General features: G+C 65.4%; 12 protein-coding genes. 4 read left to right on the plus strand and 8 right to left on the minus strand.

Annotated elements, in window-relative coordinates; genetic code table 11:
• From GNZ21_RS02115 to GNZ21_RS02130, 4 genes are all read right to left on the minus strand, one after another.
• On the minus strand, window positions 1–429 hold a 429-nt coding region (locus GNZ21_RS02115), incomplete at its 3' end, for a cytochrome c biogenesis protein ResB (protein ID WP_198345946.1).
• Between the two features lie 89 nt (window positions 430–518).
• Window positions 519–1,280 (minus strand): cytochrome c biogenesis CcdA family protein, encoded by a 762-nt coding sequence (locus GNZ21_RS02120; RefSeq protein ID WP_157320924.1) that lies wholly within the window; start codon window positions 1,278–1,280, stop codon window positions 519–521.
• Entirely contained in the window at window positions 1,280–1,897 is a 618-nt protein-coding gene (locus GNZ21_RS02125; protein ID WP_157320926.1) for a TlpA family protein disulfide reductase, read from the minus strand. The genes GNZ21_RS02120 and GNZ21_RS02125 overlap by 1 nt, the downstream gene beginning before the upstream one ends.
• Before the next feature lie 41 nt (window positions 1,898–1,938).
• Complete coding sequence (locus GNZ21_RS02130; protein ID WP_157320928.1) at window positions 1,939–2,433, minus strand: hypothetical protein; 495 nt, start codon at window positions 2,431–2,433, stop codon at window positions 1,939–1,941.
• An 86-nt stretch (window positions 2,434–2,519) separates the two neighbouring features.
• Between GNZ21_RS02130 and purN the strand changes: the two genes are divergently transcribed.
• Window positions 2,520–3,152: a phosphoribosylglycinamide formyltransferase gene (gene purN, locus GNZ21_RS02135; protein ID WP_157320930.1), complete on the plus strand. Its 633-nt coding sequence runs from the start codon at window positions 2,520–2,522 to the stop codon at window positions 3,150–3,152.
• Here the strand turns inward: purN and GNZ21_RS02140 are convergent.
• Complete coding sequence (locus GNZ21_RS02140; RefSeq protein WP_157320932.1) at window positions 3,137–3,970, minus strand: hypothetical protein; 834 nt, start codon at window positions 3,968–3,970, stop codon at window positions 3,137–3,139. The genes purN and GNZ21_RS02140 overlap by 16 nt on opposite strands.
• Window positions 3,971–4,044: 74 nt before the next feature.
• Between GNZ21_RS02140 and GNZ21_RS02145 the strand changes: the two genes are divergently transcribed.
• Complete coding sequence (locus GNZ21_RS02145) at window positions 4,045–4,710, plus strand: histidine phosphatase family protein (protein ID WP_157320934.1); 666 nt, start codon at window positions 4,045–4,047, stop codon at window positions 4,708–4,710.
• Between the two features lie 62 nt (window positions 4,711–4,772).
• Window positions 4,773–6,080 carry a cell division protein PerM gene (locus GNZ21_RS02150; protein ID WP_157320936.1) on the plus strand — a complete coding sequence of 436 codons (1,308 nt, stop codon included), beginning with the start codon at window positions 4,773–4,775 and terminating at the stop codon, window positions 6,078–6,080.
• A gap of 3 nt (window positions 6,081–6,083) precedes the next feature.
• On the opposite strand, the gene GNZ21_RS02155 is transcribed toward GNZ21_RS02150, so the two are convergent.
• Window positions 6,084–6,545: a pyridoxamine 5'-phosphate oxidase family protein gene (locus GNZ21_RS02155; protein WP_157320938.1), complete on the minus strand. Its 462-nt coding sequence runs from the start codon at window positions 6,543–6,545 to the stop codon at window positions 6,084–6,086.
• Window positions 6,546–6,738: 193 nt separating this feature from the next.
• Between GNZ21_RS02155 and GNZ21_RS02160 the strand changes: the two genes are divergently transcribed.
• Window positions 6,739–7,956, plus strand: a complete 1,218-nt coding sequence (locus tag GNZ21_RS02160; RefSeq protein ID WP_188503800.1) for a glycosyltransferase family 4 protein — start codon at window positions 6,739–6,741, stop codon at window positions 7,954–7,956.
• Between the two features lie 31 nt (window positions 7,957–7,987).
• On the opposite strand, the gene GNZ21_RS02165 is transcribed toward GNZ21_RS02160, so the two are convergent.
• Window positions 7,988–9,145 (minus strand): App1 family protein, encoded by a 1,158-nt coding sequence (locus GNZ21_RS02165; RefSeq protein ID WP_157320940.1) that lies wholly within the window; start codon window positions 9,143–9,145, stop codon window positions 7,988–7,990.
• A 64-nt stretch (window positions 9,146–9,209) separates the two neighbouring features.
• Entirely contained in the window at window positions 9,210–10,631 is a 1,422-nt protein-coding gene (locus tag GNZ21_RS02170; RefSeq protein ID WP_157320942.1) for an MFS transporter, read from the minus strand.
• Between the last annotated feature and the right edge of the window lie 288 nt (window positions 10,632–10,919).

Below are 10,919 nucleotides of genomic sequence, written 5' to 3' on the forward strand. Positions count from 1 at the left end.
GTCGTCGAGTTCAAGTGCCCCGTATTCAGGCAGCCGTTCTAGCCGGCGCGGGGTGCGCGGGGGTGGGGAGGTCATCTGCTGGTAGTGCTTGCGTGCCCGCGGGATGATGCAGCCGATCAGGGAGATGAACAGCAGCAGATATATCGAGGAGAACCACACTGAGGAGTAGACGTCAAACATCTGGAAGAAGTCCAGGATGGGTCCCAGAACGGGACGCTCCTCAATAAAGGTGGACACAGCGAAAGCGTCCTGGACCCGTTGCGGGAAGATGGAGCCGGGGGCTGCAGCCACCGCCAGCAGCAAAAGGAGCATCAGCGCGGTGCGCATGGAGGTCAGCTGGGTCCACGCCCACCGCAGCATCCCGGTGAAACCTAGGGCGGGGGCGGTCACCTCGGCGCGCCGGTCTTTGGCTGAACCGCTGCGCGCCATGCCCTCGTTGAGCGCGTCTTCCCTGGCGTTATCCCGGTGGGCAGAGGGCTGGACAGGGGCGCGGGCGGCGTCGTTCTTCTTATTGCGCGTCATATTGGCATCACGATCTCAGATTGGAACCAGTCCTGCAGTGCCCACACCCAGGTGTTCCAGATTCCGGTGGCCATCAGTACACCGATCAGGATCAGCATGGCACCGCCTGCGCGCATCACGGTGACCTTATGCCGTTTGAAGAAGTCCAGGGCACGCATACCGCGTTGCATACCCAGGCTGATCAGGATGAACGGTACGCCCAGCCCCAGGCAGTAGACGAACACCAGCAGGGCGCCCCGGGCGTGTTCGGCGCCCGTGGGATTGCCCAGCACCAGGGCGAGCACTGCGGCCAGAGTGGGACCCATGCAGGGCGCCCAGCCGATGCCGAAGGTCGCGCCCAGCAGCGGTGCCCCGAGGAGGCCATCGGGCGGGCGGCGGTGAATCTTGGCCTCCTGCTGGAAGAAGCTGAAAGCCCCCATGAAGATCAGCCCCATCAGAATGACCACTCCGCCGAGCACCTGGGTGACCCAGCCGCCTTCGAAGCGCAGCCAGGCGGTGGCCTGGACAAACACCGCGCCGATCAGCAGGAACACCACGCTGAAGCCGAGCACAAACAAAGAGGCCCCCAGCACCATCCGGGAGCGGGAACGGTCGGCCAGCTCCACTCCGGAGAGCCCGGTGACATAGCCGAGGTAACCGGGGACCAGCGGCAGCACGCAGGGTGAGAGGAAGGAGACCAGCCCGGCCAGCAGGGCTACCGGGGCGGCCAGCAGCAGGGAGCCGTCGGCGGCGATCTCCGCGAAGGGGTTGTTCCCCATCAGACCTCTTCGAGGGCGGTGTTGATCAGGGCACGCAGGGTGCCCGGCTCCACAATTCCGCTGATCCGCGCCGAGACCCTGCCCTGCCGGTCCAGCACCAGGGTGGTGGGCACTGCGGAGGGGTGCACGTAATCGGTCATGGACATTAGCACGGTGCCGCTGCGGTCCTCCATGGAGGGGTAGGTGATGCCGAAGTTCCGCTCGAAGGCCTCGGCGGTGGCCTGGGTGTCGCGGGTGTTGACCCCGTAGAACTGCACGCCCTCAGGCTCGAACTCCTGGTGAATCTCCTCCAGATCTGGGGCTTCGACCCGGCAGGGTGCGCAGGCGGCGTACCAGAAGTTGATCACGGTGACCTCGCCTTGGAAGGTCTCCGGGGTGATCTGCTCGCCCTCGAAGGTCTCGGACTCAAAGGCCACAGATTCCCCACGGTTCTCGGGGCCGAACTCCTGCACCGAGCCATCGCCGGCGATGAAGTTGGAACCGTCATTGGAAGCCCGCTGGGCGAGGTCGTCGTTGCCGCCGGAGCCACAGGAGGTCAGTGCCAGGGCAGAGAGCAGCAGCGCCGCTGCTGTTGCGCGGAGGCGGTCACGCCGGGGGGAGTGAGCTGAACGCATCATCGAGAAATTCTACAGGCTGTAGTAAAACTCCGCGAAGTGGGTTACTCACCGCCGACGCCGGGGATGGAGTCGAACATATTCTGCTCGTATTCGTCATAGCAGGCCTGGGTGGAGCGCTCGGTCACCGAGCTGCGCAGGCATTCGTCAAACTGCACACTGGCCTCCCAGAACACCGCTTGGAAGGCGGCGGAGAAGAGGAAGAAGCCGAAGCAGGCGATGAAGATCACCGCGGCAATGGTGGTGCTGGCCATCAGTCTCTTGCGGATGGCGTGGACCAGCAGCACGACTGCGCCGGCTAGACCGGCCAAGGAGGCGGCGATGGTCACCAGGCGCCAGGGCAGCGGCAGCTGCAGCCCGGCGTAGCCGATGATCAGGGCCAGGACCAGCCAGCCGATGAACCGGGAGTAGAAGCGCCTGGTCTCATCATCGACCTCCGGGCGTTCCCGGCGGTCCTTGCTGGGCTTATCCGGGCGGGGCTTGTCAGAACCAGGCACCGGCGGGGTGGTGGGCTGGCCCGGGGGCGGAGAGGCACTCATCGTTCGCTCCCTTCCCGACTCATCGCTGGGCGCTGAGCCGGGTATCCCGGCTCGCTCTCTTGCTACCAGCTTATAGGCTGATGCCCATGCGATTAGTGGTGCTGGTATCCGGCTCGGGGACGAATCTTCAGGCGATCATCGATGCAGTCGGCTCCGGTCAGCTGGAGGCGGAGATCGCGGCTGTAGGTTCCGAGATCCCCGACTGCCCCGGCTTGGACCGCGCGGTGGCTGCCGGGATCAGCACTTTCGCCGTTCCGCTGGAACGGGGCGCAGCGGCTGAACGCCGTGCGGCTTGGAACCGGGAGCTGGCAGCGGCCGTCGGCGAGCACAGCCCGGATCTCCTGGTGATCTCAGGGTTCATGAAGATCCTCTCGGAGGAGTTCCTCACCGCGGTGGAGGTGCCGGTGATCAACCACCATCCTTCGCTGCTGCCGGCTTTCCCGGGCGCGCACGGGGTGCGCGATGCTCTGGCCCATGGGGTGAAGATCACCGGCTGCACAGTGCACCAGGTGGACCCGGGTGTGGACACTGGTCCCATTCTGGCCCAGGCGGCAGTGGAGGTCCGGGAGGACGACGACGCCGCCTCACTTCATGAACGCATCAAGGTCCAGGAGCGCCGACTGCTGGTGCAGACCCTCGCCCGCATCGCCTCGGGCGAGATTCAGCTCTCCGAACCCGAAGCGGGAGGGGCTGCAGGCCGGGATCAGGCGCCGGGCTGAGAACCCGGATAGCCTCCATAGCGGGCGCTGCGCAGAACTTCTTTCTCCCAACGCCGGTGCCGGATGTACTCGGTGGAGGGGGGCAGCCACATCATCACCACGGCCGCAGCACTGCATGCGATGGTGGCAGAGATGATCCCGTAGCTGGCCCCATTGTGGCCCAGCAGCAGGAAGGCCAGGCTGAGTCCGCACCAGATGGTGGCCAGGATCCGGCCGGGGTTCCCCGCCATGGAGCCCAGGAAAGCCATGGTGATGTAGACCGCCATAAGGAAGACGGCCCAGGCCAGGGCGAATAGTCCCAGGCCCACGAGCAGAGACTCTTCCAACTGTTGCTGAGTGAGTCCTTGCAGCTCAGGGTCCTCAGCAGCCTGGCGCTCCAGCTCGGCCTGGAACGTCTCCGCGAAGGCACCACCGCCGAGTGCCTCGCTCATCGACTGCAGGGGCAGGGTGGCCAGCACATAGATACCCCAGGCCAGAGCGGTGGCAGCGGCACCCAGCAGCAGGAACAGCACAGCCCACAGCGTGCCCGGGCGCTTGGGCCGGACCGGTGCGGCCGGGAATCCCTGCTGTGCCGATCCGTAGGCAGATGCCCCGGCCGGGTCTTTTCCGGCGCCTGCACCCGGCGCCTCAGCGTAGGGGTTGGAGGAGACGCTGCTGGGGCTCGGCTGCCCCCAGGAGGGCTCTCCGTATGGGTTGTACGTGGCACCGGTATTCGACGGATCGCCGCTCTCATGCTCTGATTTCTCGGAACGGGGGGCGTAGGCGCCGTATCGGGGCTGAGGACGTTCTTCGGCGTCGTCGTAGGGGGAAGTGCTCATAGCACCAACTGTACTGCCGGGAACGCCTGTGTGCTGATCTGAAAACTGCCAGAGAACCTGAAAGACTTGGGGCCATGGCTGATACAGCAACAGTTCACCTGGTCCGGCACGGCGAAGTTCATAACCCGCAGAAGGTCCTCTACGGTCGGATCCCTGGCTATGGGCTCTCTGAGCTTGGCAAGCAGATGGCACAGGGTATCGCCGATTACTTCGGCGACCGGGCCGAGCGGGGCCGGCCGGTGCACCTGCTGGCCGCCTCACCGCTGCAGCGCGCCCAGGAGACCATAGCGCCCCTGGCCCAACGGCTGGGCCTGCCAGTGCTGACCGAAAACCGGGTGCTGGAGGCGGAGAACGCCTTTGAGGGGCTGTCCAATGTCAAGCGGCACCTGCGCACCCCCAAGTATTGGCCGCTGCTGGTGAATCCGTTCCGGCCATCCTGGGGTGAGCCGTATAAGCAGCAGGTGGAACGTGTGCTGCAGGCGGTCAAGGATCTCTCCGACCGGGCTCTGGCTGAACACGGCGACGGCGCGGAGGTGGTGGTGGTCTCGCATCAGCTGCCCATCTGGGTGACTCGGCTCTGGGCGGAGCAGCGCCCGCTCTGGCATGATCCGCGCCAACGCGAATGCACGCTGACCTCGGTGACCTCACTGCATATCGGACCTGCCGGGGTGGAGTCGGTCAGCTACTCCGAGCCGAATAAGGAACTCAGCAAACAGGCTCTGGCCCTGCCTGGGGCCTGAGGAGCGTAGAGACACCGTGCCGGTGCCGGGCCGGAGCCCGCGCAGCTGGCACCATGGAACCGATGCGCAGACTTCCCACCCCGCCGCTGTGGCTGTTCGGCCTCTTTGAGGCCGTCCAAGCAGTGCTGGCGACTGCGCTGCTGGTGGGAGTGCCGGTTCTGGGCTCTTCCCTTGCCCGGAACGGGCAGGACTTTGCCCCGCAGTCTGCTGCGGAGTTCGCCGCCCAGGTCTGGCTGGTGATCCACGCCGCTCCCCTGAATCTGGCGGAGGGCGGAGATTCCAACTGGTTCCACCTGGTGCCCCTGGGCTTCACCATTGTGCCTTTCCTGCTGGCCTGGCGGGCGGGGCGCCGGCTGGCCCAGGGCGCTTATCCGACCCAGCTCTGGCAGGGTCTGCTGGCCTTCAGCCTCGCCTATGCCGCAGCCGGGGTGGCTACGGCCCACTACGGGATCGGCGATCCGGGAACTCTAGTCTGGGCCGGCGTGGCCCCGGGGCTGCTGGTAGGCATCGGCTCGCTGGCGGGGTGCTATGCGGAGGCACGCAGCGCCACCCGAATGATCGGGGTGGACCTGGAGGCCGCAGTGGAGGGACTCTCCGAGCGGCTGAAATGGGCCTTCGCCTATCTGTGGGCTGTGCTGCGCGGGGGCGTAGTGGCAGCTGTGGCGGCTGTGGGACTCTCCGCGGCACTGCTGATTGGTTGGCTCGGCTGGCGCTGGATGGAGGTAGCCAACGCCTACCAGCAGATCGATGCCGGGATTTTGGGCGGTGCGGGACTGACCCTGCTGCACCTGAGCCTGGCTCCAAACCTGCTGCTGTGGACCTTGGCCTACTCCACCGGTGCCGGATTCAGCATGGGGGCCGGGAACACAGTCTCCCCACTGGAGACCGAGCTTGGCGCGGTGCCCGCGGTGCCGGTGCTGGCCGCGTTGCCGGACCAGGTCTATGAGTACTCCCTGGCAGCTCTCGCTCTGCCGGTGGTGGCCGGGTTCATCGCCGGCTGGTGGTTGATGCGGGAGGGCGAGAACCACTTTGACGACTGGTGCCAGCTTAAGCTCAAGCTGCGGCCAGTCTCAGTGACCGTCTCCACCCTCACCCTGGGGCTGCTCACCGGAGTCACCGCCGCAGCGCTGCTGATCGGCCCGCTGTGGCTCTCCCATGTCTCTCTGGGCTTGGGGGCTATGAATGACATCGGCCCGCATGCTGGGATCACGGCCCTGCTGCTGGGCGGTTGGGTCGCCGTGGGCACTGCCCTGGGCTACTCGTTGACTGCTGCGGCCAAGGAGTGGACACCCCGGCGGGGCACCAAGGGCCGTACCACCGAGGACGACGACGCGGAGGAAGAGTCGTTCTCCGCAGCTGCCAAGCCCTGAGGCTCAGTCCCCGCCTGCCTCTGAGCCTTCGCCAAGCTCACGGTCGCGGTAGGGTCCGAAGGCGAAGTGCCGCCCGCTGATCTCCTGAGGCGTGACCCGGACGAACTGCTCCTTGGGGCCTGGGACCCAGGGCTTGAGGCCCAGAGTCTCTGCCTCGGCGATCTCCTGGGAGGTCTCGAGCATATGGGCAGTACCCCGCACCACTACCGACCAGGCCTGGTCGGAGAGGATGCCATCGGCCTCAATCAGCACATTCTCATTGATCGCTACCTCGGCAAGCTTGGTGCCCGGGGCGGTGCGAAAAACTATGCTACCCCCCTGTACTGCGATATTGATCGGGAAAATGTCTATCCGCTCCCCCACGGAACCGATCAGACGGCCGTGCTGAGTAGCTTCCAGCAGCTTCCAGCACTGACCCTCGGTGAGCACCAGAACCGGGTCATTATTCGGGTGGTCAAAAATCATAGGAATTCTCCTCTCCACCTGATGCCAAGAGCTTCGTTGCCCCGTGCAGTTCCTATTCTACTCCGCTTTTCTACAACGTGTAGAAAACAGTGCACTGAGCACCGCTGATTCCGCTATAAACATTCACCCATCGTTCACCTAACACGCACCTGTTGGTTGGAGTCCTGATACTTGGGGGGCGCATTGTAGGGGCGTGAAGGTTGTAGTGGTTGCTGAGTCCTTTCTGCCGCATATGAACGGAGTGACCAACTCCGTTCTGCAGGTGCTTGCTCATCTCCGCCGCCGCGGGGATACGGTGACGGTCATCGCTCCCTCCGACTCCTTCCTGGACTCCAACCCTCTGGCCGAACAGCTGCCCGACCAACCCGAGTTGTGCAGCGGTTTCCCGGTGATCCGGGTGCCTTCGCTGCCGCTTCCGGACTATCCCAAAGTGCGGGTGGCTGCGGGGTTTGTGATGCGCATCCGGCACCTGTTCGAGCAGCTGCAGCCCGATGTGGTGCATGTGGCCAGCCCCTTTGTGCTGGGCTGGCGGGCCATCCAGGCCGCCGAGGCCATGGGACTGCCCACCGTCTCGATCTACCAGACTGAGATCCCCACCTATGCGGCACGCTATAAGCTGCCCTGGGCCGAGGAGCTGCTGTGGCAGCACGTGCAGCGGATGCACAACACCTCCACGCTGACCCTAGTGCCCAGTTCCTTCTGCAAGCGCCAGCTGCGCGAGCGCGGCATCCAGCGGCTGAAGACCTGGCGGCGCGGCGTGGACCTGGAGCGGTTCACCCCAACTCGGCGCTCCGCAGAGCTGCGGGCCCGGATTGCGCCCAACGGTGAGAAGCTCATCGGTTTCGTGGGCCGGCTGGCGGCTGAGAAGCAGATCGAGGACTTGGCCGCGCTGGACTCCATGCCGGGCACCCGCCTGGTAATCATCGGCACCGGGCCCGAGGAGAAGTCGCTGCGCAGGCGGCTGCCCAACGCCTACTTTTCCGGGTTCCAGTCCGGGGATGCGCTGGGCGCCCATGTGGCCAGCCTGGACGTGTTCGTGCACCCCGGTGAGGCAGAGACCTTCTGCCAGACCATTCAGGAGGCCTTTGCCGCCGCAGTGCCGGTGGTGGCTGTGGGCCGCGGCGGTCCGCTGGACCTGGTGGACCCCGGCCGCACCGGCTGGCTCTACTCCCCCGGGGACCTGAACGGGATGCGCGCGGCGGTGGAGCATCTTGTCACCGACGACGAGGCCCGCGCCAAAGCCTCTGCCCAGGCTCACAAGGAGGTGCAGGGCCGCACCTGGGAGGCGATCTGCAACCAGCTGATCGGCCATTATGCCCGGGCTATTGACGTGAATACTCGGCTGCAGGCACACCGCGCCAAGCAGTACATCTCCTCGGGGTGGCTCAGCCGCAACGTCCTGCCGATGTAGTGCTGCGCCGCCTACGTGGAGGTGGTCCCCGCTACAGCAGGCCGTGCTGGGTGAGGGTCTCTGATATGTCCTTGCCATCAGGGCCGTAGATCCAGGGAATGCGGTGCTCCCCCACCTTTTGGATACCGGGCGGGTGCTCACCGGTCTCGGTGACCTTCAGCAGCTCTTCGCCATGCGGCTGCTCAGCTCGGCCTCCGGCCAGCACCGCCTCAGAGTAGGTGAGCTCTCGGATGACCACCGCCTTGACTGAGGCGGGATGTTTACGGGCGAAGTCGGCATAAATGCTCGGGTCGTGCTGGCCGTCATCACCGATCAGGATCCACCTGATCTGCGGGAACTCCTGGGCCAGCCGGGCCAGCTGCTCCACCTTGTGCCGCTGCCCGGAGCGGAACCAGCGGTCCTCGGTGGGGCCCCAGTCGGTGAGCAGCAGCGGACCGAAGGGGTAGAGATTGCGCGTGAGGAACCGGGTCAGCGTCTGGGCCACGTTCCAGGCCCCTGTAGACACATAGATCACCGGGGAGCCGGGGGATGCTTGGAGCAGCCGCTCCATCATCACTGCCATCCCGGGAGTTGGGGTGCGAGCGTGTTCATCCAGCACGAAGGAGTTCCAGGCCGCCAGCAGCGGGCGGGGCAGCTTGGTGACCACCACGGTGTCATCGATATCGCAGATGATGCCGTCGGTGACCTCATCACTGATGATCTGCACCTCTGCCGAGGTGGGCTCGGCACCAGGGGCCTCCAGGGTGACCGATCGCCACCCCGGTTCCAGCTGGGCGCCGGCGGGCAGCTCGATCATCTGGTCCACGATTCCCCCGCGGTCAGCGGTGAGCCGGTACTCATGGCCGGCAACCCGGGCAGTGACCTCGGCGAAGGGGACCGGGGCGGAGACGAAGTTCCGCCAGCCGCGCACCCCGTCAGCGATCACCTTGGCCACCCGGCGCCCGCCCTCGAAGTGTGAGTCGGGAGCCATCACGATCCGGGAGAAGACCCGCACCCAGCGCGGGGAGCCGTATCCGGCCAGGGAGAGCACAGTGACGTTCTGCCCCCGTTTGCGGGCCATGTTCAGCCGCAGCTGGTGCCAGCGGTCCTCCACTTTCATGGCGCGATTGCGCGCTCGGTCGGAATAGTGCTTCCGCAGGGCGGCGAGATCTTGGTGGACCTCAGTGGGCTGAGGCGGCTCAGTGCTCATCACTGTCCATCCTAGTGAAGGTAGACCCGGTGAGAGGGCGACGCCGCGGCCTCGTGACGTGGTTTCAGACGCTGGTGCGCAGGGGGACTTCCTTGATCAGCAGATTGCAGACCACCGCAATCAGAGTGATACATGCGGCGATCAGGAACAGGCTGCCGGTGGCTTCGGCGTAGACCGGGTTGATGCCGTTGGCGGAGGTCACCGAGGCGGTGCCCACTGCCACCGCCATCACCGAGCCCAGGATCGCAGTACCGGCGGCTCCGCCAAGGATCCGGCAGAAGGCGATCAGGCTGGAGGCCTGCCCCACCCGGGTCACCGGCACGGTGTTCTGCACCACCAGCATCAGGTTCTGCATCTGGGCGCCGAAGCCCAGGCCGGTGACCGCCAGGGCGCTGATGATCAGCCAGACCGGGGTCTGCGGACCCAGAATGAAGGCCAGGGTGAACATGGAGGCGCTCATCACCAGCGAACCGGCAACGATATAGGCCTTCCAGTAGCCGTATCGGGTGATCAGCCGACCGGTGACCAGAGCGCCGAGCATATTGCCCAGCACCATGGGTAGCAGCATCAGCCCTGCCTCGGTGGGTGAGAACCCACGGCCGATCTGGAAATACTGGGCCAGGAACAGCATGCAGGAGAACAGGGCTGGGGCGATGGCCGCTGAGGAGGTCGCTGCCAACACTGTGGTGCGGTCGCGCAGCATGCCCAGCTGCACGATCGGATTGGCAACTCGGCGCTCCACCAGCACGAAGACGGTGATGATCAATGCCGCACCAGTGAACAGCAGAGCGGAGGGCCAGGAGACCCACGCGAAGAACTCTGGTGTTCCGGCAAAGGAGAGCCAGATCAACAGGGCGCTGCAACCGATGACCAGCAGCAGCAGTCCGGGGATGTCGATCCTGCCGGGAGCCCCCAGCTGCGGGACGGTGAGCTTGGTGTGCACCACCACTAAGGCCAGCAGGCACAGCGGGATGCCCACCCAGAAGCACCAACGCCAGCCGAGGGTGTCCACAGTCAGCCCGCCGATCAGCGGGCCGGCCGCAGTGGCAACGGCCAGCACCGCGCCGATGTAGCCGGAGTACTTCCCACGCTGCCGCGGCGAGACCACCGAAGCGATGATGGCCATGGACAGCGAGATCAGACCACCCATACCGACTCCTTGGACCACCCTGGCGGCAATCAGGAAATCCATATTGGGAGCGAAGCCGGCGGCCAACGAGGAGAGGAAGAAGATGATGTTCGCCAGCTGGAACAGCAGCTTCTTGGAGTACATATCGGCCAGCTTGCCCCATACCAGGGTGGAGGAGGCATTGGCCAGCAGCAGGCCGGTCAGCACCCAGGAGTACTGGATCTGGGTACCCCCGAGCTCCGAGACAATCACCGGCAGAGCGGTGATCACGATGTTCATCGAGAGCATCGCGGCGAAGAAGACCACCAGGATGCCAGTGATGGCCCAGGCCAGCTCCGAGCCGGTGGCTGCGCTCACCTGGGACGCACCGGGCTGCCCAGCAGCCGCCGGAGCCTGTTTCTGGGAAGGCTCCGGCCCCGCGCTGGTGTCCCGAGATCCCGAGGATTTTAGTTGCATTTGCGAACTATTCTACTCCTGGGACCACAGTTGCTCAACCTCAGCCGTTCGCAGGCGCCGGCGGTCAGATCATGGCCGCGCCTGAACTAACCAGAGATGGAGTTGAGTTCGGCCAGGATTCTGGCGATGTACCTGTCCGCGAGGGCGGGATCCTGGGCAAGATCTTCGACGTAGTCCCAGATCTCATCC

The organism is Nesterenkonia alkaliphila (assembly GCF_009758175.1).
Classification (GTDB): domain Bacteria; phylum Actinomycetota; class Actinomycetes; order Actinomycetales; family Micrococcaceae; genus Nesterenkonia; species Nesterenkonia alkaliphila.

Coding starts and splice junctions, on each gene's coding strand:
- GNZ21_RS02130 (WP_157320928.1), bottom strand. CDS start 2,433: ATGAGTGCCTCTCCGCCCCCGGGCCAGCCCACCACCCCGCCGGTGCCT.
- GNZ21_RS02150 (WP_157320936.1), top strand. CDS start 4,773: ATGCGCAGACTTCCCACCCCGCCGCTGTGGCTGTTCGGCCTCTTTGAG.
- GNZ21_RS02155 (WP_157320938.1), bottom strand. CDS start 6,545: ATGATTTTTGACCACCCGAATAATGACCCGGTTCTGGTGCTCACCGAG.
- GNZ21_RS02165 (WP_157320940.1), bottom strand. CDS start 9,145: ATGAGCACTGAGCCGCCTCAGCCCACTGAGGTCCACCAAGATCTCGCC.
- GNZ21_RS02140 (WP_157320932.1), bottom strand. CDS start 3,970: ATGAGCACTTCCCCCTACGACGACGCCGAAGAACGTCCTCAGCCCCGA.
- GNZ21_RS02125 (WP_157320926.1), bottom strand. CDS start 1,897: ATGATGCGTTCAGCTCACTCCCCCCGGCGTGACCGCCTCCGCGCAACA.
- GNZ21_RS02145 (WP_157320934.1), top strand. CDS start 4,045: ATGGCTGATACAGCAACAGTTCACCTGGTCCGGCACGGCGAAGTTCAT.
- purN (WP_157320930.1), top strand. CDS start 2,520: ATGCGATTAGTGGTGCTGGTATCCGGCTCGGGGACGAATCTTCAGGCG.
- GNZ21_RS02120 (WP_157320924.1), bottom strand. CDS start 1,280: ATGGGGAACAACCCCTTCGCGGAGATCGCCGCCGACGGCTCCCTGCTG.